General features: G+C 62.4%; 20 protein-coding genes and 1 riboswitch. Of the genes, 16 read left to right on the top strand and 4 right to left on the bottom strand.

The window, feature by feature from the left end; translation table 11 throughout:
• Positions 1–9: 9 nt before the first annotated feature.
• A complete protein-coding gene (locus Q0K62_RS01490) occupies positions 10–798 on the bottom strand; it encodes a uracil-DNA glycosylase (protein WP_297316213.1) in 789 nt (262 codons plus the stop codon).
• A gap of 122 nt (positions 799–920) precedes the next feature.
• Between Q0K62_RS01490 and Q0K62_RS01495 the strand changes: the two genes are divergently transcribed.
• The 3 genes from Q0K62_RS01495 (at position 921) to groL (ending at position 3,896) form a co-directional block, all read left to right on the top strand.
• The gene (locus tag Q0K62_RS01495; protein ID WP_297316214.1) at positions 921–1,547 is read left to right on the top strand and encodes a LytR C-terminal domain-containing protein; all 627 of its coding nucleotides are present in this window, start codon (positions 921–923) and stop codon (positions 1,545–1,547) included.
• Between the two features lie 165 nt (positions 1,548–1,712).
• Entirely contained in the window at positions 1,713–1,916 is a 204-nt protein-coding gene (locus tag Q0K62_RS01500) for a cold-shock protein (RefSeq protein ID WP_297316215.1), read from the top strand.
• A gap of 363 nt (positions 1,917–2,279) precedes the next feature.
• Positions 2,280–3,896, top strand: a complete 1,617-nt coding sequence (groL, locus tag Q0K62_RS01505) for a chaperonin GroEL (RefSeq protein ID WP_297316216.1) — start codon at positions 2,280–2,282, stop codon at positions 3,894–3,896.
• 205 nt (positions 3,897–4,101) lie between these two features.
• Here groL and Q0K62_RS01510 read toward each other — a convergent pair whose 3' ends face one another.
• On the bottom strand, positions 4,102–4,395 hold the full coding sequence (locus Q0K62_RS01510) for a WXG100 family type VII secretion target (protein ID WP_297316217.1): 294 nt from the start codon (positions 4,393–4,395) through the stop codon (positions 4,102–4,104).
• A gap of 71 nt (positions 4,396–4,466) precedes the next feature.
• On the opposite strand from Q0K62_RS01510, the gene Q0K62_RS01515 reads away from it, so the two are divergent.
• The 6 genes from Q0K62_RS01515 (at position 4,467) to Q0K62_RS01540 (ending at position 12,694) form a co-directional block, all read left to right on the top strand.
• Positions 4,467–5,318 carry a TPM domain-containing protein gene (locus tag Q0K62_RS01515; RefSeq protein WP_297316218.1) on the top strand — a complete coding sequence of 284 codons (852 nt, stop codon included), beginning with the start codon at positions 4,467–4,469 and terminating at the stop codon, positions 5,316–5,318.
• Between the two features lie 162 nt (positions 5,319–5,480).
• A complete protein-coding gene (locus Q0K62_RS01520) occupies positions 5,481–6,236 on the top strand; it encodes a response regulator transcription factor (RefSeq protein WP_297316219.1) in 756 nt (251 codons plus the stop codon).
• 19 nt (positions 6,237–6,255) lie between these two features.
• Positions 6,256–8,301, top strand: a complete 2,046-nt coding sequence (locus Q0K62_RS01525; protein ID WP_297316220.1) for a HAMP domain-containing sensor histidine kinase — start codon at positions 6,256–6,258, stop codon at positions 8,299–8,301.
• Positions 8,302–8,398: 97 nt separating this feature from the next.
• The gene (locus Q0K62_RS01530; protein ID WP_297316221.1) at positions 8,399–8,788 is read left to right on the top strand and encodes a cold-shock protein; all 390 of its coding nucleotides are present in this window, start codon (positions 8,399–8,401) and stop codon (positions 8,786–8,788) included.
• A 71-nt stretch (positions 8,789–8,859) separates the two neighbouring features.
• Entirely contained in the window at positions 8,860–9,909 is a 1,050-nt protein-coding gene (locus Q0K62_RS01535; RefSeq protein ID WP_297316222.1) for a DUF3027 domain-containing protein, read from the top strand.
• Between the two features lie 136 nt (positions 9,910–10,045).
• Positions 10,046–12,694, top strand: a complete 2,649-nt coding sequence (locus Q0K62_RS01540; protein WP_297316223.1) for an ATP-dependent Clp protease ATP-binding subunit — start codon at positions 10,046–10,048, stop codon at positions 12,692–12,694.
• Positions 12,695–12,883: 189 nt separating this feature from the next.
• On the opposite strand, the gene Q0K62_RS01545 is transcribed toward Q0K62_RS01540, so the two are convergent.
• Positions 12,884–15,337 (bottom strand): energy-coupling factor transporter ATPase, encoded by a 2,454-nt coding sequence (locus Q0K62_RS01545; protein ID WP_297316224.1) that lies wholly within the window; start codon positions 15,335–15,337, stop codon positions 12,884–12,886.
• Between the two features lie 63 nt (positions 15,338–15,400).
• A complete protein-coding gene (locus Q0K62_RS01550; protein WP_297316225.1) occupies positions 15,401–16,006 on the bottom strand; it encodes an ECF transporter S component in 606 nt (201 codons plus the stop codon).
• A 10-nt stretch (positions 16,007–16,016) separates the two neighbouring features.
• Positions 16,017–16,151: riboswitch (FMN riboswitch) on the bottom strand.
• A 294-nt stretch (positions 16,152–16,445) separates the two neighbouring features.
• Here Q0K62_RS01550 and Q0K62_RS01555 point away from each other — a divergent pair.
• The 7 genes from Q0K62_RS01555 to Q0K62_RS01585 all read left to right on the top strand — a co-directional run bounded on the left by Q0K62_RS01555 (position 16,446) and on the right by Q0K62_RS01585 (position 24,347).
• The gene (locus Q0K62_RS01555; protein WP_297316226.1) at positions 16,446–17,132 is read left to right on the top strand and encodes a sigma-70 family RNA polymerase sigma factor; all 687 of its coding nucleotides are present in this window, start codon (positions 16,446–16,448) and stop codon (positions 17,130–17,132) included.
• Positions 17,119–18,006: a hypothetical protein gene (locus Q0K62_RS01560; protein ID WP_297316227.1), complete on the top strand. Its 888-nt coding sequence runs from the start codon at positions 17,119–17,121 to the stop codon at positions 18,004–18,006. The genes Q0K62_RS01555 and Q0K62_RS01560 overlap by 14 nt, the downstream gene beginning before the upstream one ends.
• Positions 18,007–18,049: 43 nt before the next feature.
• Entirely contained in the window at positions 18,050–18,901 is an 852-nt protein-coding gene (locus tag Q0K62_RS01565) for an ABC transporter ATP-binding protein (RefSeq protein ID WP_297316228.1), read from the top strand.
• A gap of 223 nt (positions 18,902–19,124) precedes the next feature.
• A complete protein-coding gene (locus Q0K62_RS01570) occupies positions 19,125–20,369 on the top strand; it encodes a hypothetical protein (RefSeq protein WP_297316229.1) in 1,245 nt (414 codons plus the stop codon).
• Between the two features lie 55 nt (positions 20,370–20,424).
• Positions 20,425–21,162: an ABC transporter ATP-binding protein gene (locus Q0K62_RS01575; RefSeq protein ID WP_297316230.1), complete on the top strand. Its 738-nt coding sequence runs from the start codon at positions 20,425–20,427 to the stop codon at positions 21,160–21,162.
• Entirely contained in the window at positions 21,159–23,258 is a 2,100-nt protein-coding gene (locus tag Q0K62_RS01580; protein ID WP_297316231.1) for an ABC transporter permease, read from the top strand. Before Q0K62_RS01575 ends, Q0K62_RS01580 begins: the two co-directional genes overlap by 4 nt.
• A 90-nt stretch (positions 23,259–23,348) precedes the next feature.
• Positions 23,349–24,347: a glycosyltransferase gene (locus tag Q0K62_RS01585; RefSeq protein ID WP_297316232.1), complete on the top strand. Its 999-nt coding sequence runs from the start codon at positions 23,349–23,351 to the stop codon at positions 24,345–24,347.
• The last annotated feature ends 89 nt before the right edge of the window (positions 24,348–24,436 follow it).

Raw genomic sequence — 24,436 nt, forward strand, 5'->3', positions numbered from 1 at the left:
GGGCCGGACTCAGGTCAGGGACCAGTCGATTGGCTCTGCCCCCATGCTTTCCAGGGCCTGGTTGGCCTTGGAGAAAGGCTTGGACCCGAAGAAACCATACCTGGCCGACATGGGGCTGGGATGGGGGGACTTGATGATGGCGGCCCTGGTCAGCAGGGGCTCCAGACTCTGTGCCTGTCGTCCCCAGAGGATGGCCACCAGGGGGAGGGGTCGGCCTTGTGCATCCTGCCGGTCGTTCAGGGCCCGGATGGCCTCGTCGGTGATCTCCTCCCACCCCCTGCCGCGGTGGCTGGCGGGTTTGCCCACGCGCACGGTCAGGCACCTGTTGAGGAGCATGACACCACGTCGGGTCCAGGGTGTCAGGTCACCATTGGAGGGGGTGGGCAGGCCCAGGTCATCGTTCAGTTCCGTGTAGATGTTGCGCAGGGAACCCGGGATGGGGCTGACTGCCGGATCCACGCAGAAGCTGAGACCGACCGGGTTGCCGGGGGTGGGGTAGGGGTCCTGGCCGACGATCAGGACCTTGATGGAATCGAAGGGGATGGTGAAGGCCCGGAGGATGTTCTTGCTGGCGGGCAGGTAGGGGTGCCCTTGGGCCAGCTCCTGGCGCAGGAAATCACCCATGCGGTGGATGTTCGGTTCCACCGGGGCCAGTGCCGTGGCCCAGCCTGGATCGACCAGTTCGGCCAGGGGTTTGCGGGTGGTGTGCCCCTGTTCCCGGGGGATGGTCTGATGGGTGGTCTCCGAACCTGACCGTGACTCGCCCGAGGGGAAGTGGAATGGCTGGTCTGTGTTCATGTGGCCACTATAACGCGTCGGGGAATCGTGAGGACCGGTCGGGTTCCATCCGGTCATGACCTGACTGCCCGCTAGGCTTTACATATAATAGTGCCGGGTTCAGGCGAGCAGAGGAGTGTTTTATGGCTAGCAATCAGGTCGATCAGGCCGACAAGTCGCCCCAGGGCCAGGATGAATTCGACAATCCTCCCAGAGGGCCGGTCGGTGTGCATCGTGGTCCCAAGTCCTTGGGTGTCCGGGCCCTGCCGTACCTGATTGTGGTTCTTCTCGCGGTAGTGTGTGGTATCGGTGTTTGGGCCGGTGTCAGCGGGATCCTTCCCTGGCAGCAGCAGAAGCCGACATCCACCACCCAGGTCATCAGGAAGCCTTCCGCCAGCAAGGACTCCACATCCACGCCGAGCGAGAGGAACGAGGCCACCACGGCCCCGTCCACGCCGCCCGCCCAGACGCCAAGTCAAACGCCTCCCACGCCGGCTCCGGTGGTCAACAGGAACACCCAGGTCCTGGTCGTCAACGGCACCCGAACCAGTGGATATGCGGCCAGCAAACGCCAGGTCCTGGTCAATGCCGGCTATGGGGCTGTCACTGCCAGCAATCCGACCGGGAACCTGCCTGCCGCCAATGTGGTCCGGTATCAGAATGAGGCCGACAAGGCCACCGCTCAGGATGTGGCCAACCAGCTCGGCATCGCCCAGGTGGAGCAGTCCGCCGCTGCCGGAAGCCCCATTGAGGTCGTCCTTGTCCAGTAGTGGCCCTGTCTCGAATACCCATAGATGGGCGGTACGGGTCTCACAGTCTGATATTTTGAATTGGCGTTTCTTCCATTGGTTGTCATATACTGGGCGTGCCGACCAGACAGATACGGTCAGTCTCGTATCTGCTGTGACGCGGCACCTATGTTAAGGAAGTTAGTTATGGCACAAGGCACTGTGAAATTCTTCAGCGCTGGCAAGGGTTACGGATTCATCAACCCCGACGATGGCGGGGAGGATGTCTTCGTTCACTATTCGGCTATTCAGTCGGATGGGTTCAAGACCCTTGATGAGGGAGATAAGGTCGAATATCAGGTTGAGCAGGGCCCCAAGGGTCTTCAGGCAACCGAGGTCACCAAGATCTGATTGTCGTTCTGAATTCGTCTTTCCTAAGGCCCTGGTCTGACCGGGGTCTTTTTTATGCCATGGTCCGTCCTTTCCATCCGCTCGTATCCGTGGGCCGCAGACGGCAATCTGCGCGTCTGCTTGATATTGCCGCGCCAGGCCGCGGAATTGCCCGATTCCTGCCGCCCCATTCCAATATTCCCTTTGCTGAAGTTTCTAGCCAGAAGCATATTTACCCATCCATGTTGGCACTCTGGGGGTTCGAGTGCTAATCTGCTGAATTAGCACTCGAGGTGTTGGAGTGATAACGAGGCAGCTGACGGCTTCGCCCATTCCGCATCGACGGTGGGTCATATACCTCAAGCCATTACGGAGGAAGCAACGATGGCAAAAATCATTGAGTATGACGAGGAAGCTCGTCAGGGAATGCTGGCCGGCCTGGACAAGCTGGCCGACACGGTCAAGGTCACTCTGGGGCCCAAGGGCCGCAACGTGGTCCTGGACAAGTCCTACGGGGCACCGACCATCACCAACGATGGTGTCTCCATCGCCAAGGAGATCGACCTGGAGGATCCTTACGAGCGCATCGGCGCCGAGCTGGTCAAGGAAGTCGCCAAGAAGACCGATGACGTTGCAGGCGACGGCACCACGACCGCAACGGTCCTGGCCCAGTCCCTGGTCCACGAGGGTCTGAAGAACGTGGCCGCCGGCTCCAACCCCATCGCCCTGCGTCGCGGCATCGAGAAGGCCGCTGACGCCATCGTCAAGGAACTGATCGCCCAGTCCAAGGACGTTGAGACCAAGGACCAGATTGCTGCCACAGCCACCATATCCGCCGGAGATCCCGAGATCGGCGCCGAAATCGCCGAGGCCCTGGACAAGGTCGGCCAGGATGGCGTGGTCACCGTCGAGGACAACAACCGCTTCGGCCTGGACCTGGAGTTCACCGAGGGCATGCGCTTCGACAAGGGCTACATCGCCCCTTACTTCGTCACCAACAACGATGAGCAGTCCGCCGTTCTGGATGACCCGTACATTCTGCTGACCTCGGGCAAGGTTTCCAGCCAGCAGGACGTGGTCCATATCGCCGAGCTGGTCATGAAGACCGGCAAGCCCCTGCTGATCGTGGCTGAGGACGTCGACGGTGAGGCACTGCCCACCCTGATCCTCAACAAGATCCGCGGCACCTTCAACTCCTGCGCCGTCAAGGCCCCTGGCTTCGGCGATCGCCGCAAGGCCATGCTGCAGGATATGGCCATCCTGACCGGTGCACAGGTCGTTTCCGATGAGCTGGGCCTGAAGCTGGACTCCATCGATATGAGCGTCCTGGGTACAGCCAAGAAGGTCATCGTCTCCAAGGATGAGACCACCATCGTCTCCGGTGGCGGTTCCAAGGACGAGGTCTCCGCCCGCGTGGCCCAGATCCGCGCCGAGATCGAGAACACCGATTCCGACTATGACCGCGAGAAGCTCCAGGAGCGTCTTGCCAAGCTGGCCGGTGGCGTGGCCGTCATCAAGGTCGGCGCGGCCACCGAGGTCGAGGCCAAGGAGCGCAAGCACCGCATCGAGGATGCCGTCCGCAACGCCAAGGCCGCAATAGAGGAGGGCCTGCTGCCCGGCGGTGGTGTCGCCCTGGTCCAGGCCGCTGCCAAGGCCGAGGAGTCCGTCAAGCTCGAGGATGACGAGGCCACTGGTGCCTCCATCGTCTTCCGCGCCATCGAAGCCCCCATCAAGCAGATCGCTGAGAACAGCGGTGTCTCCGGTGACGTTGTCATCAACAAGGTCCGTTCCCTGCCTGCTGGCCAGGGCTTCAACGCGGCCAACAACGAGTACCAGGACCTCCTGGAGGCCGGTGTGGCCGACCCCGTCAAGGTGACCCGTTCCGCCCTGCAGAACGCCGCCTCGATCGCCGGGCTCTTCCTGACCACCGAGGCTGTTGTCGCCAACAAGCCTGAGCCCCCGGCACCCGCTGCCCAGCCTCAGGCCGACATGGGCTACTGATAGCCCTGTGATGTGCCGGACCTGACCTGTGTCGGGACCCGGTTCTCATCCCGGTTGTATGCACAGACCGCCATTTCCCCGTTCGGGGGAGTGGCGGTCTGTTGTACATTGTGTCCCAGCAGAGGATCTGATTGCTTTGCGCCCCTGGGGGATGTGACGGGGTCTGCCGGGGAGGATCCCGGGCTATGTTCAGGCCTGCGCCCGGTCAGGAGCCGGAGAAGAGTCTGGTGGCTTGGTCCTCGGTATCCGAGTAAAGGGTGGACGCTTGGGTAAGGGCCGACTGGATACCCTCCAGGGCCTCCTCCATCTGCTGCTGGGAGGTTCTCCACTGCTCGGCGACCGTTCCGAATTGCGTGGCGGCGCCACCCGTCCAGACCCCCTGCAGGTTGTCGAGATTGGTGTACATACCCGACACGGCGTCGCGGATGGAGGCAACAGATGAGCGGACTGCCCCGGCGGCCGATTGAATCTCCTCCGAGTCGACTTGAAACTGTGGCATGATGGTCCTTTCTGTAGGTAAGTGGTGATGCCTGCGCGACACGGCAGGGAAGAACCACTACTCTGGACCATATGGCAGTTCAGCATGACGGTTTTCTTTCACGGAGCCATGTGGTCGAACGTGGCACTATCACCATGACGGGTTTCCCGGGTGGTCGCAGGGAGGGGTTGGTCCGTCTGGTCACCTCCCTCCTTACCCTGGTGGCGCTTGTCTTCCCTCTGGCCGGCGGTGTTGAAGCCGTCGCGGCGGAAGGCCGGCAGGCCTCCGAGGAGGGAACCATCTCGGACCAGATCACCGATACCCAGAATCTCCTGGGGTCCGACGCCGGGTCGGTCGCCGATGCCGTCGAGTCCACCAAGGAGGAGACCGGTGTTTCGGTCCGTCTTCTGTATCTGCCCAGCTTCTATCAGAAAATGAAGCCCGAGGCCTGGGCCAAGCAGGTTTTGAGGTCCATGAAGCCAGCCCCCAATACGGTTCTCCTGGCAGTCGCCTCCCAGGATGGCAAGATGGTTGTGGCCGTCTCCAGCAACTCCGACGACTGGCTGAAGGATCAGAAGACCGTCGACCAGCTCTCCCAGGATGCCCTCGGGCCGATCAGCAAGGCCGGCAATCCGGACTGGGTCGGTTCCGCCAAGGCCTTGATGGACGGTATCTCACGGATCGACAGGGAGCGCAAACAGCATCGCCGAATCATCCTGATTGTCCTGATTGCTGTGGTGGTTGTGGTTCTGGCCCTTACCATGGCCGGGCTCGTCTGGTGGCTGAGGCGGAAGAACAGGAAGGCCGAGAGCGCAGCCGACGATTCAGGTGACCCGGATACCGGCAAGAGGTCTGGGAGCAGTACCGGCAGGGATTCTGAAACCAGGTCGGGTCCGGTGGCCGGGGATGACCCCGGCGATAAGCCGGGCGCTGAGACTGCATGAATCGAGGATCCATGTCGATGGCACTCCTGCCTTGGGGCTGCGGTCGACGTCGGGACTGGACCCGGCGCCGGATCGCCGGGTGGCTGCTTGGTTCCCACACATCTCCATGAGGTCCCAGTAGACTCTCAGATAATATTCAGGAAAGGGCGGCAGTCTTAGGACATGAGCAAAACACCCGAAGCACAACTGGTCGTGGTCGATGACGAGCCCTCCATCAGGGATCTTCTGGTGGCCTCACTTCATTTCGCCGGGTTCGAGGTCGCTACCGCAGCCTCGGGTTCCCAGGCCATTCAGGTCATCGAGAAGACCAGGCCGGATCTTATCGTCCTGGACGTGATGCTGCCTGATATCGACGGCTTTACGGTCACCTCCCGCATCCGTCAGGACGGGATCGATGCGCCGGTCCTCTTTTTGACCGCCCGGGACGATACCCAGGACAAGGTCATGGGGCTGACCGTGGGCGGGGACGACTACGTCACCAAGCCTTTCAGCCTGGAGGAAGTGGTCGCCAGGATCAAGGCCATCCTCCGCCGTACCCGGGAGCATGAGGAGGATGACCCCGTGATTCGGGTAGGTGACCTCGAAATCAACGAGGACTCCCACGATGTGACCCGGGCGGGTCAGTCCATCGACCTGAGTCCGACCGAGTACAAGCTCCTGCGTTACCTGATGGACAACGAGGGCAGGGTCCTGAGCAAGGCGCAGATCCTGGACCACGTCTGGCAGTATGACTGGGGAGGGGATGCGGCCATCGTCGAGTCGTACATCTCCTACCTGCGCAAGAAGGTGGACGGCATCAGGTTCAAGGACCAGGATGGCCACAGCCGCAAGGTAACCCCCCTGATCGAGACCAAGCGCGGCATCGGGTACATGATTCGCGGCCCCAGAAACGCCGCATCATCCCAGGCCGGAGACTGAGCCCGAACGGCGGCAGGACATGACGGCATCGGCATATGACGGGTCATCCACCAAAACCGGGGACACAAAGCGGGGTGGCGGACAAGCGCATCCCAATTCGCCCCTGGCCGGCATCCCCCTGAGCACCAAGCTGGTGGCCTCCATGCTGATTCTCCTCATCGTGGGTACGGTAGGCATCTCGGTGGCCATCTGCCAGATGGCCGATGACTACCTTATGAAAAAGACCGATACCCAGCTGATCCGTCAGGCCAAACTGGGCATCAGGAATGCAACCCTCCTCAAGCAGGAGGACCTGAGCAAGAGTGGGCTTGGGCCGACGGATTACTTCCTGCAGATCCGCGATGACCAGTTGCGGATCATCTCGGACGATCTGAACCCCATGCAGTTCAATGGGGCCATCTCCAGACCCAAACTGCCCGATGACGGTACCATGGGGTCCATTCCCCTGGGGCAGCCGACCACGGTTCCCGCCTATGTACGGGTGGATGGGAAATCCTCACCCGACCGGGATTCGCTTAAGCGGGCCCGGGCCTCCTGGCGGGTCGTGGCCATGCAGTGGAGCCTCCACAGCGACATAGACGACTCCGACATCAGCGGGGTCCTCTACATCGGCCTGTCCATGAGCGACCAGGATGAGGCCGTCCATGCCCTGACCACCTTCTGCCTGGTCATTTCCGTGATCGTGGTCCTCCTGGGCGGGGTCATATCGGCCCTCCTGATCCAATCCACACTGGTTCCCCTGAAGCGGATAGAAAAGACGGCTGCCATGGTTGCCGCCGGCAACCTCCACCAGCGGATCCCCAGTTTCCCGGAGAACACCGAGGTCGGCTCCCTGGCCGCCTCCCTGAACGTCATGCTGGCACGCATCGAGCAGTCCTTCGACGAACAGAAGCAGACCACGGAGAAGATGAAACGGTTCGTCTCCGATGCCAGCCACGAACTGAGGACCCCCCTGGCCGCCATCCACGGGTACGCCGAACTGTACCGGATGCAGCGCGCCTATCCGGGGGCCCTGGAACGGGCCGACGAGTCGATCAAGCACATCGAGGATTCCAGCAGCCGCATGGCCGACCTGGTCTCCGATCTCCTTTCCCTGGCCAGGCTGGACGAGGGGAGGGGGATCAACACCACCCTGCTGGTCGACGTGACCGGGCTGGTCAGGGATTCCATGGATGACCTCCACGCCCTGGACCCGGAACGTCGGGTCACCTGCGGTTCCATCATGGTGGGCACCGAGGTGTCCGCGGATTCGTCCCAACCGCTGCAGGATACCCAGGGAAAGGCCGCAGGCAGGGGACACGCCTGGTCCAGGCCCGTCAACCATGTCGGGTCGGTCACCGTTCTCTCCCTTCAGGAAGGTCCCCTGCCCGCAATCGAGATTCAAGGGGACCCCAACCGCCTGCGTCAGGTGGTGACCAACATTGTGGGGAACATCCACCGGTATACCCCGGCCGATTCCCCGGTCCAGGTCTCCATGGGGCTGCTCCACGCGGTCATCACCCCGGAGGCCATGACCAGGTTGGGATCCGACCAGAAGGCCATGTCCCACTTCCTGGATGCCGTCCAAGTGGCGCAGAACAGCCATTTGGGTACACCCTATCTTGTTCTGCGCTTTGTCGACCACGGCCCTGGGGTACCGAAGGAGGCTCGGGCCAGGCTGTTTGAACGTTTCTACACAGCCGATCCCTCCCGGGCACGTGAAAAGGGAGGAACGGGACTGGGGCTGGCCATCGTCCAGTCCATCGTCAAGGCCCATCACGGCATGATCTGCGCGGAGGAGACACCCGGTGGCGGATTGACCTTCACCATGGCCATCCCGCAGGGGCAGGTCCGGGTCGGTCGGCAGACCACAGAGTCTCCGGGGAAGACCCTTGTCGGGCAGGAGCATTCCGCACCGAATGGGTCGGCCCATCCCACCCAGATGCGGCCATTCCGGCCTGAGGCTACGACTCGGCCTGAGTCTCCTGCTCAGTCTGAATCCCCGGCCCGGTCTGAGTCCTCCGCTCAGTCTGAGTCCCAGGTCCGGTCCGGCGTTCCGGCCCGGGACGATACGCCTTTGACGTGATGGCCCCACTTGCGCGGGCCATTGGGATAGACTGGATGGGTATGCAGCAAGGCCGGTAACACGGTCCGGAGTCATCCAGTGAGGAAGTGCCAGACTTATGCCCAGTGGGAGAGTGCGTTGGTTTGATGCCAATCGAGGGTTCGGTTTCATTACGGACGATCAGGGTCAGGACGTCTTCCTGCCCGCTTCCGCACTGCCCGCCGGTGTCTCCACGATCCGCAAGGGTGCCCAGGTTGACTTTTCCGTTGCAGAAGGACGCAAGGGTCCCCAGGCTCTAGACCTGAAACTGGTGGGTTCCGCCCCCTCGATCGTCAAGGCCACCCGGCCCACCCCGGATGACATGGCAGCCATTGTCGAGGATCTCATCAAGCTGCTGGATTCCGCGGGCAACGGTCTGCGGCGACATCATTATCCCGCCCCGGCGGAGTCGAAGAAGCTGGCCACCCTCCTGAGGGCCGTGGCGGACGACTTCGACGTGCCCGCCTGAACCGTGGCAGGGCGACAAGGGACCTGGGGCCGGCTCGATGCCGGACCCACCAGATTATGAAGGTGTGATACATGGCAGAAGCGGACCTCAATCCCGAGGAATTGGCTAGGAATGTGGCCTTGAGTGTGGCCTCCAGGAGTTCTGAGGTGGGCGATTTCATCGTCAGCCTCAAGCTTGAGGATGAGGTGTACGACTACCGGTTTGACTCCCATATCAAGGGGTACGAGGGCTGGCAGTGGTCCGTAACCCTCTACCATGACCAGGATGCCGGGACCTGGACCGTCGACGAGTCCTCCCTGGTCCCGTCGGCTGAGGCCCTCCAGCCACCCAGGTGGATTCCATGGAAGGACCGCCTTCTCCCCTCGGACCTGAGCGTGACCGATGCCATGGGGACCGACCCCGATGATCCGCGCCTGGTCAAGGGGTATGTGGCGCCGAAGGTCGACCAGCCGGCCGAGCAAAAGCCGTCGGATGGTGAGGCCGCACCGGATTCGCAGGAGATTGCGGGTCAGGATACGGAGTCGGAAGCTGGTTGGGAGTCCGATGCCGGGGACGAACGCGATGGCGACCAGGAATCCGGTGCCATCTTCCGGATTGCAGACGAGTCCGATGCCGCCCGGTCGGATCAGGATACGGCATCGGAGCAGGAAGCGGACGAGAATTCCCGGACCTCGGAGGAGGACCTGGATGAGGTCGTTGACGAGTTGGCCCTGAGCCGCCGCCACGTCATGACCGCCGAGGCCCGTGCGGCGACCGCCAAGCGCTGGTACGAGGGGCAGCACGGTCCCAAGTCCCTGTCCACCCGCACGGCCAAGGGCAACGCCTGTGGGACCTGCGGGTTCATGGTTCCCCTCAAGGGGGAACTGGGCACCATGTTCGCGGTCTGCGCCAACCGATGGAGCCCCGATGACGGCCGGGTGGTCTCCCTTGACCATGGATGTGGTGAGCACTCGGAGATCCAGCCCCAGGAGGAGACCCATCTCTGGGTCCAGTCCCAGCCGGCCTTCGATGACCTTCATATCGACGTGGTCCGTCAGAAGCCCCGGGAGGAACGCCCCGAGGTGGAGCTGATGGAGGAGCTGACCTCCGATGAGGATGAGGCGGACCTCGATCAGGACTGACGAGGCTCCGTGTGGTAGACCCTGCCAAGGCTTGATATTGCAACGTTTTGCGTTCAGAGCGCAATCAAGGGCGGGCCGTGAATAAACGTCACCGCAAATCTGTAGAGTGAGGTACAGATCAAAGGGAAGGACAAGTATGTTCGAACGGTTTACCGACCGTGCGCGGCGGGTGATTGTGCTGGCACAGGAAGAGGCCCGCACCCTTCAGCACAATTACATCGGCACAGAGCACCTCCTGCTGGGCCTGATTCGGGAGGGCGACGGCGTTGCCGCCAAGGCCCTGGCATCCAAGGGTGTTGAACTGGATGCAACCCGCAAGCAGGTCGAGGAGATGATCGGCAAGGGCAATGCCGCCCCCAATGGGCATATACCCTTCACGCCGCACGCCAAGCAGGTGCTGGAGCTCTCGCTGAGGGAGGCCCTGCAGCTGGGGCACTCCTACATCGGCACCGAGCACATCCTCCTGGGGCTTATCCGTGAGGGCGAGGGTGTCGGCACCCAGGTCCTGATCAAGATGGGTGTGGATCTGGGCGACCTGCGTACCGCCACCATCGATATGATCCGCGGCAACCATGAGGGTGGAGAGGCCGGCAAGGGCGACCTGGCCAACGCCGGCGGCGTCCAGAACAAGGGTGGCCAGACGGGTTCCGCCATCCTGGACCAGTTCGGTCGCAACCTGACCCAGGAGGCGGCCGAGGGCAAGCTCGACCCTGTCATCGGACGCTCCAATGAGATCGAACGGGTCATGGTGGTCCTGTCCAGGCGCACCAAGAACAACCCGGTCCTGATCGGCGAGCCCGGCGTGGGCAAGACGGCCGTGGTCGAGGGCCTGGCCCAGAAGATCCATGAGGGTGATGTCCCCGAGACGCTCAAGGGCAAGCAGGTCTATTCGCTGGACCTGGGGTCCATGGTGGCCGGTTCGCGTTACCGTGGCGACTTCGAGGAGCGCCTGAAGAAGGTCCTCAAGGAGATCAAGACCCGCGGCGACATCATTCTGTTCATCGATGAGATCCACACCATCGTCGGGGCCGGTTCGGCAGACGGCGCCCTGGGTGCCTCCGACATGCTCAAGCCCCTCCTGGCCCGTGGTGAACTCCAGACCATCGGTGCCACCACCACCGACGAGTACCGCAAGTACATCGAGAAGGACGCGGCCCTGGAGCGGCGCTTCCAGCCCATCCAGGTCTCCGAGCCCACGATTGCCCAGACCATCGAGATCCTCAAAGGGCTGCGTGGACGCTATGAGCACCATCATCACGTCACCATCACGGACAAGGCCCTCCAGTCGGCCGCGGAGCTTTCCGCCCGTTACATCCAGGACAGGAACCTGCCCGACAAGGCCATCGACCTGATCGATGAAGCGGGCGCCCGCCTGCGCATCAAGCGTCTGACCGCACCGCCCGAACTCAAGGAGCTGGACGTCAAGGTCGACAAGGTGTCGGCCCAGAAGGACCAGGCCATCAAGGACCAGGACTTCGAGAAGGCGGCCGAACTGCGCGACAGGCAGGAGAAGCTGGAGTCCGAGCGCAAGGAGAAGGAAGAGGCCTGGCGTCAGGGGGAGTCCGACGTCAAGATGGTCGTGGATGAGGACGTGATCGCCGAGGTGGTCTCCTCGACCACCGGTATCCCGGTCTTCAAGCTTACCCAGGCGGAGTCCAAGAAGCTTCTCGGCATGGAGAAGGAACTGCATAAGCGGATCATCGGTCAGGATGAGGCCGTTTCCGCCCTCTCACGTTCCATTCGTCGTACCCGTGTGGGATTGAAGGATCCCAAGCGTCCTGCCGGTTCCTTCATCTTCGCAGGTCCCACCGGTGTGGGCAAGACCGAGCTGGCCAAGGCGCTGGCACAGTTCCTCTTTGATGATGAGGATGCCTTGATTCGCGTCGACATGTCGGAGTTCTCCGAGAAGTACGCGGCCTCCAGACTCTTCGGGGCCCCTCCGGGGTATGTCGGATATGAGGAGGGTGGCGAACTGACGGAGAAGGTCCGCCGCAAGCCTTTCTCCGTGGTTCTTTTCGATGAGATCGAGAAGGCCCACCCGGACATCTTCAACACCCTCCTGCAGGTCCTTGATGATGGACATCTGACCGATGGACAGGGACGGACGGTGGACTTCAAGAACACCATCATCATCCTGACCACCAACCTGGGTACTCGGGACATCGCCAAGTCCGCAAACACGGGCTTCAATGCATCGGGTGATACGGAGACCTCCTACCAGCGGATGAAGGACCAGGTGACGAGCGAGCTCAAGCAGCAGTTCCGACCGGAGTTCCTGAACCGTCTGGATGACATCATCGTCTTCCAGCAGCTGACCGAGCCCCAGGTCCGGCAGATCGTGGATCTCGATGTCAGCCAGCTCAATGACCGCCTGTTCGAGCGTCACATGTCCCTGGAGCTGAGCGACAAGGCCAAGGATCTTCTGGCTGAGAAGGGCTTCGATCCCCTCCTGGGAGCCAGGCCCCTGCGTCGTGTCATCCAGCGTGACATCGAGGATGCCATCTCGGAGAAGATTCTCATGGGCGAACTCAAGGACAACGAGTCCGTTCGAGTCGATGCCGAAGGCGAGGGTATCCTGGGCGAGTTCACTTTCCAGGGTGTGCCCTTCGAGGACAAGGACGAGGACGGCTCCGAGCGGAACGAGCCTGAACTGGTCGGAGCCCCCTTGGCTTCCTCGGCCCCTGACACCCCTGACAAGGCCGGTGCCCGGAGGACCGAGCAGCCCGACGTGGACTCCCCGGATGATTCGGGTGATGATGCTGTTGGGAGCCCGACCCGGGAGTGATGGTAGCCATCTGCTGACCACCATGGTTTCCCTGCATTCGTAAGGAAGGGCAGGAGTCGGCAAAGAGGGCGGAACCGAAAGGTTCCGCCCTCTTTTTGCATAGGAGACCCTGGTTTTCTCCTTGGCACCGGAAGCCGGTCGGCTTCTTTCGCTACGTCTGCGGACAAGAGGGAGCACCGGCCCCTGTGGTCAGATGACGATCAGGACCACAAGGAGGACGAAGTAGATCACGACCAGACCCATGAACCCATAGTCGATGCCCTGCAGGTGCGATTCCCGATAGTGTGTGCGGCCCTGGCCCCCCCGGTAGGCCCGGGCGTCCAATGCCTGTCCAAGGTTGTCGGCATGGCGGAGGGCGGCGGCGAAGACCGGGACCACGATGGACACCATGGCGCGGGTCCGGCTGGACAGGTTGCCGCTTTCGACGCTGCCGCCCCTGGCCGCCTGGGCCTCCCGGATGGCCTGCATTTCACCGACCAGGGTGGGGATGAACCGCAGGGCCAGGGAGAGGACCAGCGATATCTCGCTGGTGTGGATACCCAGACGGCTTAGGGGGGAGAGGAGGGATTCGAAGGCATCGGTCATCCGGGTCGGGGTGGTGGTCATCAGGAGGAGGGCCCCCAGGAGGAGGACCAGACCGAACCGGCAGGAGTAGACCAAGGCGGTCCTGAGTCCCTGGTCGGTGACGATCAGGGGGCCCCATCGGGCCAGGATGGTACCCTCCCTGGTCACCAGGAGGTTGAGGAGGGCGACCACCGCCATGAGGGCCAGGAGACCACTGACCGATTTGAGCAGTTTCAGGGGGGAGATCCGGGCGGCGAGGATGATGGCCACGGTGGTCAGGGCGCCCAGAATCAGCTGAGGTCCGGTGCCGATGCAGAAGGAGGTAACCATGAGCATGAGGAAGCAGACCATCTTGGCCCGCGGGTCCAGTCGCTCAACCAGGGAGGGCCGTCCCACCTGGTTTTCGCCCCCGGTGGCCGAAAGCGCCGAATCAGCCGGAACGGTCGTCTCTTCGCTTTCCATGGGAGCGCCCTGGGTCTGAAGTCCACGGTAATCCCGGAGCACCTCATCCACCCCGCCACGGGAAACCAGATGGCCCCGGTCCATGAGTATGGCCTGGTCGGCGAGCCGGCATACCTCCTCCTCGTCGTGGGTGATGAGGATGACGGTCACGCCCTGCTGGTGCAGGCCTTCCAGCATGGTTACGATGGTCTGTGCGGCCCGGGCATCCAGGCTTGCCGTGACCTCGTCCAGAACCAGGATCCGTGGAGAGGAGGCCAGGACCCCTGCTATGGCGACCAGGCGCTGCTGGCCTCCGGAAAGGTCGAAGGGGGACCTGTCCGACAGGTCCCCCAGTCCCAGCATGGAGAGGGCACGGTTGACGCGGCGCGTCACATCCTCTTTGTCGAAGCCGAGATTCCTGGGACCGTAGGCCACGTCCTGGGCGACGGTTTCGGCAAAGAGCTGGTGTTCGGGTTTCTGCATCACATACCCCACCCGGTGCCGCAGCATCCGCAGCCGTTCCTTGGCCACCCGGCGACTGGTGGCCGCTCCCTCGCCGGCCAGGGTGATTCCGGCCACGGAGAGGTCACCCTCCTTGGGGGAGACCAGGGCGCAGATCAGCCGGGCCAGGGTGGACTTGCCAGAGCCATTGGGACCGAGAACCGCCAGGGTCTTTCCCTCTTCCAGGCTGAGGTCGAGGTGGTCAACCACGTTACGGTGCTTCTTATCGAAGCTGAAAGACAGGTTCTTGGCTGTTACGGCCGCTTCCTCCCCGCCTGGGGAACCGGTCCGACCACTGTCGGATGCATCCGTCCAGGTGTCGGGGGTACCGGACCTGGGGGCATCGCCATGTGATACAGGCATGTCGGCATCGAACATATCCCCGTGCAGTTCCTCCTGCAAGCGGGACAGCGACTCCTCCGGCGACCCGACGGTGACGATTCTGCCCCGGTCGAGCACAATCACCCTATCGGCGGCCCTGGCTTCGTCCAGGAGGTGGGTGATATTGACCACCGCCTTACCATGGGCGGCCATGTCGGCCATGATCGTGGCAATTTTCCGGCGCCCTGCAGAATCCAGCATGGCACCGGGCTCGTCCATGACCATCATGTCCGGGTGCATGGCCAGGGCCCCGGCGATGGCAACCCGTTGCTGCTGGCCTCCCGACATCCTGGTCGGGTCGGATCTGCGACGACCGGCCAGATTCACATACCGCAGGGCCTGGCTGACGGCCGCCTGCATGCAGGGCCGGGACATACCCCGATTCTCCGGTCCAAAGGCCACATCATCCTCGGTGACGGTGGTTACTATCTGGTCCTCCGGACTTTGGAAGACCATGCCAATGTGTTCCCTGGCCTGGCGGTAGGCTTCGGTATCAACCCGTTGACCGGGCGGCCGTGCCGAGTCGAAGACCACCCGCCCCATCAGTTCGATGCGCCCACGATCCGGAGCCAGGCTCCCGCTCAGGAGCCGGGCCAGGGTGGACTTGCCCGACCCGTTGGCACCGATGATGCAGGTCTGCTGACCGCGCCGGATCGTCAGGCTGACCTCGTCAAGGGCCCACGTCCTGCCCTGGTCATAGCTGAAGGAGACCCTGTCCAGGACGGCCAGGGGTTCTCTGCCGTCAGCGGCTTTCATCGCACCTTCGCTCACAACTTGTCCATTTCCAAAGGGAATAATCCTGCCCTGGTCCTTTGGGTTTCAGTCCTTGACCAGGTTCGAGATGGGCTTGTATATCAGGAAGGTGATTATGCCGTGGATGGTGAACTTGAGCAGGTTGAAGGGCAGAAGGACGGGGATGATCATGCCCAGGACCTGGTGGAAGCCCATGTGCGCGTAAATCGGGGTGATGACCAGGTTGCAGAGGAGTGCGGCCACCAGTCCCGTCACGGCCCCGACCAGGATGCCGATGACGGCGCCCTTGCGGGAGTGGATCCGCTTGTAGATGAGGGAGGCCGGAAGGCCCAGGGCCAGGGCCACGATGATGGCGATCAGGGCGCCGAAGGGATTGCCGAATATATGGGGGAGGAATCCCAGGACCCCGACGATGGCGGCCGCCATGGGGCCGAAAGCGAACCCGGCGATCAGGACCACGATTCCCGAAGGGTCGTACTTCAGGAAGGGGGCGGCCGGGAAGATGGGGATGGACACATAACTCAGGACGATGGTCAGGGCCACGAACAGGGCGTACATGGCGATGCGACGGGTCGACCATCGACCTGAGACACCGCCCGCCGTGGAGTGGGCGTCAAAGGGTTCCGTCCCGGAGGTTTCCTGGTTCTGGTGATTGTCGGTATGCGAAAGCATGCCCATATGGGCCTCGTTTCTTCCATCCGGACTGTAACCGTTGGCTTCGGACTCTCACCGATATCAACCGCCTGGGCGGGTCGCGGGCTCCCGGCACGCAACCGGATACCGCCAGTAAGGACTTTCACCTTCCCTGAAACTGACGATTACAATCTAGCAGCGGTCCATGGGCAGGTCAAACCCCTGTCATGAAGGCGCATCCGATCCATGCCGCCTGCCGAATGCGGGAGGTGCAACAAACGGCAGGGCATCGAACCTTAGACTCCTGCCTGCAGTGCACCATGCCGGGTGGGCCGTGGAGGGAGGAACCGTACACGGGTGTCCCGCCTTGCGGGTGACACGCCGGCGGAGAGGTCGACCGGACCTGTGCAACCATTGCAGTCTCCCTGACGAATATGTAGATGGTAAAAGATGCTGGATGCCGCAAGGAGGCCGGACCATGGAGACGAGGGAAGAGCACCCGCTGCCTGCAGCCGATGCCGCCCCGGGGTCGCCCGGGGAATCGCTCGACATCCCCACACCGTCCATTTCCTTCTCAAATGCGGACGGGGATGATCCCGACCTTGGCGATTCCCGACAGGAGGATGAGGAGTGGATCGGCAGGATTCTGGCGACGCGTTCCTCGCGGGCGGCCGACGACCTGGTCCGGAAGTACTACGATGACATCCTCGCTTACATCCGGGTCCAGGTGGGCGAGCGTGAGGAGACCATGAACCTGACCCAGGAGACCTTCATCGCCGCCTTGCGGTCGTTGGGGAATTACGACCCGGGCAGGTCCGGCTTCAGGACCTGGCTCCATCGCATCGCCACCTACAAGGTGATCGACTACTGGCGAGCCCGTCGTCGACGGTTCCGCCGGAATACCTGGGAAGCACGGGGTCCGCTCGCTGCGGAGACGACCGATCCGTCGGACAGGGCCCTGGATGAGGATCTGGTTCGGCGGATCGAGAACCGTGTCTCCGTCGCCCCGATCCAGACCCAGGAGGTCTTCCGTCTGCACCTCTACGGAGGGTATGGGTTCGCCCGGATAGCCCGGATGAATGGAGAACCCGAAGGAACGGTCAAAGCGCGTTATTACCGCCTCGTAGAGGGGCTGAGAAAGGAATTTGGCCATGAACGACTTTGAACCGGATGTACGTCCCATCCTGATGGCCATGAGGGGGGCCGATGCCGAACCGGATACGGGCGCGGTGGCCGCAGGGGAGCGAATGCCCGTGTGGGACGAAGCGGAATACGGGCAACGGGAACGGTCCATCAGGATGATCAGGCGGAAGGGTCTGGAGAAAAGGCCAGGTCTGGTCAGAACCTTGGTGGGCGTGATCCGTTCCCTGGGGTTGCGGAACCTCCTGTTCGGACTCTGGGACTGCGTCTTCATCGGTCTGATCGCCTCCATCGTGATTTGGGCGGCCATCATCGGCGGGGTCAGTCAGACCCACTGGCTCAACAGGACCGATAGGCTCTTCGGCCTGGTCGTACCGGTCTTCGTCTGCTCCCCGGCCCTTTTCCTGGTCGTGCATTTCCTGGTGGTGGTCAAGGAGCGCAACCTGAATACCCTGAACCTGATCAGGACCTGCAGGTGGTCCTTCCGTCAAATAGCCACGGTGAGGATGTTCCTCTTCGGTATGGTCAGCATGATGGTCTCCTCCCTGGCCACGGTCCTCCTGGTGCGGACGGCCAATCCGGGACTGCCGACCATGATCATTCTGGGAATCTGCTTCTCCTCCCTTTTTCTCTTCTCCCTGCTGCAGATGTGGGCGGAGGGGCACCTGCATACCGTTCCGGCAATGGTCCTGGTTCCCGCCCTCTGGATTCTCGCCGGTCTGGTCATCCAACTGATGCGATCCGAAATCGCCCCCTACCTGATGGCCATTCCACCCATCCTCAGTCTGGCGACAGGCCTGACCCTGCTGGCGGTCTTCCTGGTGGTCCTGCACCGATACTGCACCGGAGACCGACTGGAGAAAAGGGTGGAAAACCTTGGAAGGCCGGTGATGGCATGAAGGTCGGTTTACCTATCCGCAAGATGAAGGGGGAAAGGGCATCGTGCTGAACCTTGACCATATATCGAAGAGTTTCGGGGGCCATCGGGTCATTGACGATCTGAGTCTGACCTTCGACCTGGGGGTCCATGGGCTTCTGGCGCCCAACGGCGCGGGCAAGACCACCCTGATGCAGATGATCGCCACCCTGATCCATCCAGACTCGGGCAGCATCACATGGCAGGGGCAGGACATCCTGGCCATGGATGAGGATTACCGCGGCCTGCTGGGATACCTACCCCAGAAGTTCGGGTTCTATCCGGACTACAGTGCCACGGAATTCCTGATCTACATCGCCGCCCTCCAGGGGATCGGACGCAGACAGGCCAAACCCCTGGTGGCCGACCTCCTGGAGATGGTGGGGCTGGGTGACCGGGCGGGACAACGGATGAAGACCTTCTCGGGCGGCATGATCCAGCGAGTGGGGTTGGCCCAGACCATGATCAACGACCCCGACCTGATCGTCCTCGATGAGCCGACGGCCGGACTCGACCCCCGGGAGCGGGTCCGTTTCCGTAGTCTCGTTCATTCTTTGGCCCAGGATCGGATCATCATCCTATCCACCCATATCGTCTCCGATCTGGAGACCATCGCCGATCGGGTCATCATGCTCAAGGATGGGAGGGTCCGCTGCAACCTTTCGCCGGGCCGGATCAGCGGCAGGCTGGAGGGAAAAATATTCCTGGTCCCCACCGGCTACCGCCTGGAAGAAGGGCAAGCCCTTCTGGAGGAGGAACACGAGGGCGGGGAGACCAGCCTCAGAATCTACTCACCCTGGCCTCCGGATCAGGGACAGGTCGTGACACCTAACCTGGAGGATGCCTTTTTGGTGGTCTACGGGGATGAGAGGTCATGATGGTCTTCCGGTCCCTCGAAGTCCATGACGGGGATGCCAACCGATTCCTCCGCAATCCCGCCCCGGCATCCACAGGTCCGGTACCCGCCTGGCGGGGCGGATGGGTCATGTTCCCGTTCGGGGATGACTTCCCCTGCGTCTTTGCGGACCCAGGAGGGCGTGCGGATGCGCACGGACCGCGAAGAGAGGGCAGGCTGTCGCCTTCCTGGGGAGGGTGTCTCTGATGAGATGGACGACGGTCAGAAACGAGATGCGCCATCTTCTGGGGCCGTCCTTCTGGATGACCCTGGTCCTGTCCCTCGCCTTTGTGGCCTGTCTGAATCTGGCCATGTACGACCAGGTTCCCACAGGGGATGCCCGGCATGAGGTGGCGGAGCATGGCCCCACGGCCACCCGGGCCTTCATGGCCGAGAAGGAGGGGGAGGCCCGGGGACTTGAACCGATGGTTTCCCGGGAGATGGAGTCCCTTAACCCCCAGGCCCGTGAACTGGGGGTGGTGGATTACCCGTCTGCCAGGGAGCTGGTCGACTCGGTACGGGGCGAGAAGCAGGCCGATCCCTCCCTCCCCGATTCCGCAAGAGGCAGATTGGTGGAGCGCATAGTATCCCAGCCTGCTTACAGCCGGCTTGCCGACTGCCATGATGCCATGGATGCGTACCTGCGGTGTAATCGTCATACCCTGATACTGGCGGCCGTGAACCAGACGGGCAGGGAGGGGGGCCAAGGATCCACAGGTGGGGGAGGGGCCGGACAGGGAAGGGTAATCCTGCCCGGAACCGTGGAGGGGCGGGTCGATGACCTGGCCGGGCAATGCAAGGCGGGCATGGGTCTGGCCGCTCCCAGACTCCTGAGCTACACCCAGAGCAACTTCCGTGTTTCGATGTATCTGGTCCCCCTCCTGGCGGCCCTGGCCATCACGGCTCCCCGTCTGACCAGGGACCGGGTCCGGAAGGTTCGCCAGACCCAATGGACAACACGGACCGGTAGACTCCTGCCCGGGCTGCAGGTGGTCACCCTGGTTGGTGCCGCCCTCCTGATGATGCTCATGGTGACAGCGGGATCCTTCCTGATGTGGCTCCCCAAGATCCATGGCCTCGACGGCCTCCCCGTTTTCGATGGGAGCAGACTGCCCTGGTTCACCTGGTCTCTGGGAGGATATCTGGCTGCGTTCATCCCGCTCTGCCTCATATCGGCCCTGACGGACACGCTTCTGGTCATCTGGATTTCCATGCACTGCCGTACCGACACCCGTCTGGTGCTGATTTCGGTTCCCCTGGTGGTGGCAATCTCCTTCTGGTCCATCGACCGGCTCCTGGTCGATCCGTACTGCATCGGCAATCCACTGAGCCGGTTTCTGCCCTTTCCGGGTATCGAATGCGTTGTCTGCCTGGGTCTCTTCGTCATGGCCGGCCTTCTCTGCTGGTGTTCGGCTCGAAGAATCCACAGGCAATCAACCATCGGCCTCTGAAATGGATCATCGACAACCTGCCGTATCCGCGGCGACAATGAAAGGTACATTCATCATGTTTGAACCACCGTTGAAGATGGAAAGGGTCTCCTACCACTACCGGGCGGGGAGCTCGGGAATAGACCGGATCGACCTGCAGTGTCCGGCAGGGTCCTGGACGGCGGTCATGGGGCCATCCGGGGCCGGGAAATCCACCCTGCTCTACTGCGCCTCGGGACTCTTGCCGGTCCAGGAAGGATCGGTCAAGATCGCGGGCCGTGATATCGCCGGAATGAAGGACTCGGCCCTGACCCGGATGCGGCGTGACCATATCGGGTTCATCTTCCAGGACTACAACCTGGTCGAGGCTTTCACCTGCCTGCAGAACGTCATGCTGCCACAGCTCTTCGGTGGCCGGGGGATTGGTTCCGCCCGGGCCCTGGAGGCCTTGCGGGTCCTGGGCCTGGATGGGTATGCAGGGCAGTATCCCGCCGACATATCCGGCGGCCAGCGGCAGCGTGTGGCCATTGCCAGGGCATTGGCCCTTCAACCGGACATGGTCTTCGCCGACGAACCCACCGGAGCATTGGATACGCGAAGTTCCGGGATGGTCCTTGATGCCTTTTCGACCATCGCGGAGGAGGGGGCAACGGTGCTCATGGTGACCCATGATCCCAACGTGGCCGCCCGGGCCCAGCGGGTGGTTTTCCTGGTCGATGGCGCCGTCCACTCGGTCTGCCAGGGGTATACGGCCGAAGAGATTGCCACACACCTGACCGGAATGACACTGACGGATGAGGTGGTGACAGGATGAGACCGACAAGTGCAGGCCCCCAAGCCGGACATGACGAGCCGTTTGGCGGTTTCCGGCATGACGTCCCTTCCGGAGCCTTCCTGTCCGGAGGGGGTGGACACGCGTCGATTCATGGCCGCTCCTCGGGTGGCGGACCGACCTTCTTTTCCCTGGTGCGGTCCCTGGTCAGGGAACACCGGTCTTCCTACCTGGTCATGGGCCTGACCACCTTCCTGGCATCGCTCCTGACCTCGTCGACCATGCAGGTCTATCGGGCCGGGAAGGCGGAGGACGGCATGGGTGATCTGACCGGATTGAACACCTACCACCGGTACCTGTCCCGGGTTCCCTATCGGGGCATTTCCATTGTGACCATCCCGGCGCTCGCATGCTGCCTGCTGGTTTCGGTCTTCCTGGTCCTCTCTTCGGTTTCCTTCCTGGTCCAGGAACGGAGACGTGAGTACGGGATGATGCGGTTGAACGGCGCTTCCCGCTCAAGGATCACAGCCTTGGGGCTTCTGGAGTTCTCGGCCCCCCTGGCTGTGTCGAACCTGCTGGGTTGCCTGGTCGGATCCCTCCTGACCCTTCCTGTCGGGCGGTTCTATGCCGGTTCTGTGGAATTCGACAAGGCGGGGATGGTCTTTACCCCGAGGATCCGATTCTCCGTGGGGGTGGAGACCCTCATCCTGATGATGGGCACCTGTCTCCTGGGTGTCTGGATGGCCATGCGCAAGGTGGCCAAGGCCTCCCCGCTCCAACTGATGCAGGAGGCCACGGTCAGGGGCGGTCGGATTGGCTGGATCCGCTCCCTGGCCTTCCTGGTTCTTCTGGCCCTGACACTGGTGGTCGGGTTCGCCCCCCTGCCCTCCCTGACCCTGGACATGCGGAGCATGCTGGAGGTTATCCTGGTCATCACCACGGTCTACCTGGGTGCCCCCTTCCTGGTGGCGCTGTCCGTCTCGATCATCGGCCTGATCCCTGCGAAGGTCGCCGGAGGTCCGGGTCTTCTGGCCCGTCAACGCGCCCGCAGGGAGAGTGCCGGTTCGACCGCCATCGCCCTGCCGGCCATGATGATTCTGACCATTCTCATCTCCTTCGTCGCAGTCATGCAGGCAGGTTCCATAGGGGGTGCGGTCCTGCAACTGGAGCCGCTGAAGGCGGATGTCATCGTTTCCTCGACCAAGGCGGGTGATGGATATCAGGATCCGACGGACCTGATCAGGGGGATGGCGGGAGTCCGGGCATCGAACACCTACTATTTCCAGAACTGGATGTTGGGTGGATCGGAAGACCAATCCGCCATCGTGGTCTGGGAATCCTCCGAACAGACACAGGAAAGGAATTCTGATATCAGCCGTTTCACTCAGGTTTTGGGGAATCTGTCCGACCTGGGGCCGGGCCGGATCGCGGTCAGCGAGGATTCAGGGTATTCCCTGGGGGACAGGGTCCGTCTCCTTGACCGTCAAGACCGGGAGCATGAGGCCCGGATTGTGGCTGTGGTGCAGCCTCCCCAGGGAATTCCCGAGCTGACGCCGCTCAGTTCCACCCCACTGTTCCTGACGGTTGATGATGCCCTGCCCAGACTTGGGGAAGACGGAATCGTGATGATGCCCATCCTTGCTTCAGACCGTGCCGGAAAGGACCGCATCGTCTCCCGTCTGCGTAATGAGAACATGGACGGACTCAAGGTGCAGACCAGACAGGAGTACATTGATGACTTCATTCAACGTGGTCTTACCGGGCAGGTGGCCCTGACCGTCATGGTGGTCGGAGGAACGGTTCTCGCCTTGATCTTCATGATGCAATCCATCGCCATCGCGGCGGGGGAACGACGAGGTCGGAATCGTCGGCTCCATCAGAACGGGGTTTCTCGGGCCTCCATAGTCTGGTCGGCGGTCATGGAGACCCTGACCGATGTGGTTGGTGGGGCGGTGATGGCCCTTTTGGCGGTTGCCATGGTAGAGGGTTGCCTGGCTCTGGGCTTCACGCGGTCAGGAATGTCGGCCTTCCTGACCCCTGTGCCGGTCCTTCCCTTCCTCGTGGTGACGGCTGTCCTCCTGATTGTGGCCACCCTGACCACCGTCCTCTGCAACTCGTCCAGCGATCATATGACCTGAAATTGCCTGGATGACCCGGCCCGGGCATGCATCCTGTGCAAGTTCCGAGTGGGTTCGCTCCTCGGGCAGGCGGGGTGTCACAATGGAGACATGAAACGATCGATAGACAAGGCCGCCATGGTCATCGTGACCTACAAGCGGCAGGAGCTCCTGGCCAACCTCCTTGGGTCCATCCTCAACCTGACCGTCGCCCCCTGGCGGATTGTCGTGGTTGATAATGAAAACTCGGAGCAGACCCGTCGGCTGGTCAGCGAGTTTTCCGATAAGGTGGACGGACTCTGGGGTACCACGGTCGTGGACGGAGACGGTCAGGAACATCGTGTCGTCTACGCCCCCCAGGAGACCAACGGTGGCGGGGCCGGCGGGTACTCGGCCGGAGTGGGCAAGGCCTACCAGCTGGGTGCCCGGTGGTTCTGGGTCATGGACGACGATGTGGCCGTGGAGCCCCGGGGGCTTGAGCTGCTTGCCAAGTGGACCGACCGCTTCCAGGTCATCCAGGGATCGCGCCTGGACTACGATGGAGGCCCCTTCTACTGGCAGTATCATTTCATCGTCCCCATGGGCATCCCGGATCCCGTGGCCCCCTCCGCGTTCGATTCCTCCGGTTTCAGGCCCATGAACACCATGTGCTTCGAGGGGGGCTTCTTTTCGCGTCAGGTGGTGGAGAAGATAGGCCTGCCCGATCCCAGGTTCTTCATCTACTGGGACGATACGATCTATGGGTACCTGGCCAGCAAGGTGACCAGGGCCGTCGAGGTCGAGGACGTGGTCATGCGCCGAACCCGCGAGATCGGGAACTGGGACATGGGCGGAATCCGGCAGCTCAACTCCACCTCGGATGTCAACCGATACCACATCATGCGCAATCGGGGTTACATGGCCCGGTACTTTATGGCCCACGGGGATTACCGCCCCCTGGTCTTCGCCCTGGGCACCCTGGCCACTGCCGCCAAGGAGATCATCCGACTCCTGGCCGTGGACCGTGGACATATCATGACGGGAATCCCCAAGATCATCCAGGGGTGGGTGGATTCCCGCAAGCTCCTCCATGATTCCGACTGGAAGCCCATGGCACCCTTGAAAAACTGAATTATCCCCATACATGGCGGACCGCCCTGCCGATCATCATCTCCGGTGGCTTCGGCGGGGCGGTCCCTTGGTTTATTCGGCTCGAAGCC

The organism is uncultured Bifidobacterium sp. (assembly GCF_945269915.1).
GTDB classification, from domain to species: Bacteria; Actinomycetota; Actinomycetes; order Actinomycetales; family Bifidobacteriaceae; genus Bombiscardovia; species Bombiscardovia indica.

Excerpts from the sequence above, each read along its gene's own strand:
- Q0K62_RS01490 (WP_297316213.1), bottom strand. The coding sequence starts at position 798 with ATGAACACAGACCAGCCATTCCACTTCCCCTCGGGCGAGTCACGGTCA.
- Q0K62_RS01495 (WP_297316214.1), top strand. The coding sequence starts at position 921 with ATGGCTAGCAATCAGGTCGATCAGGCCGACAAGTCGCCCCAGGGCCAG.
- Q0K62_RS01500 (WP_297316215.1), top strand. The coding sequence starts at position 1,713 with ATGGCACAAGGCACTGTGAAATTCTTCAGCGCTGGCAAGGGTTACGGA.
- groL (WP_297316216.1), top strand. The coding sequence starts at position 2,280 with ATGGCAAAAATCATTGAGTATGACGAGGAAGCTCGTCAGGGAATGCTG.
- Q0K62_RS01510 (WP_297316217.1), bottom strand. The coding sequence starts at position 4,395 with ATGCCACAGTTTCAAGTCGACTCGGAGGAGATTCAATCGGCCGCCGGG.
- Q0K62_RS01515 (WP_297316218.1), top strand. The coding sequence starts at position 4,467 with ATGGCAGTTCAGCATGACGGTTTTCTTTCACGGAGCCATGTGGTCGAA.
- Q0K62_RS01520 (WP_297316219.1), top strand. The coding sequence starts at position 5,481 with ATGAGCAAAACACCCGAAGCACAACTGGTCGTGGTCGATGACGAGCCC.
- Q0K62_RS01525 (WP_297316220.1), top strand. The coding sequence starts at position 6,256 with ATGACGGCATCGGCATATGACGGGTCATCCACCAAAACCGGGGACACA.
- Q0K62_RS01530 (WP_297316221.1), top strand. The coding sequence starts at position 8,399 with ATGCCCAGTGGGAGAGTGCGTTGGTTTGATGCCAATCGAGGGTTCGGT.
- Q0K62_RS01535 (WP_297316222.1), top strand. The coding sequence starts at position 8,860 with ATGGCAGAAGCGGACCTCAATCCCGAGGAATTGGCTAGGAATGTGGCC.
- Q0K62_RS01540 (WP_297316223.1), top strand. The coding sequence starts at position 10,046 with ATGTTCGAACGGTTTACCGACCGTGCGCGGCGGGTGATTGTGCTGGCA.
- Q0K62_RS01545 (WP_297316224.1), bottom strand. The coding sequence starts at position 15,337 with ATGAAAGCCGCTGACGGCAGAGAACCCCTGGCCGTCCTGGACAGGGTC.
- Q0K62_RS01550 (WP_297316225.1), bottom strand. The coding sequence starts at position 16,006 with ATGCTTTCGCATACCGACAATCACCAGAACCAGGAAACCTCCGGGACG.
- Q0K62_RS01555 (WP_297316226.1), top strand. The coding sequence starts at position 16,446 with ATGGAGACGAGGGAAGAGCACCCGCTGCCTGCAGCCGATGCCGCCCCG.
- Q0K62_RS01560 (WP_297316227.1), top strand. The coding sequence starts at position 17,119 with ATGAACGACTTTGAACCGGATGTACGTCCCATCCTGATGGCCATGAGG.
- Q0K62_RS01570 (WP_297316229.1), top strand. The coding sequence starts at position 19,125 with ATGAGATGGACGACGGTCAGAAACGAGATGCGCCATCTTCTGGGGCCG.
- Q0K62_RS01575 (WP_297316230.1), top strand. The coding sequence starts at position 20,425 with ATGTTTGAACCACCGTTGAAGATGGAAAGGGTCTCCTACCACTACCGG.
- Q0K62_RS01580 (WP_297316231.1), top strand. The coding sequence starts at position 21,159 with ATGAGACCGACAAGTGCAGGCCCCCAAGCCGGACATGACGAGCCGTTT.
- Q0K62_RS01585 (WP_297316232.1), top strand. The coding sequence starts at position 23,349 with ATGAAACGATCGATAGACAAGGCCGCCATGGTCATCGTGACCTACAAG.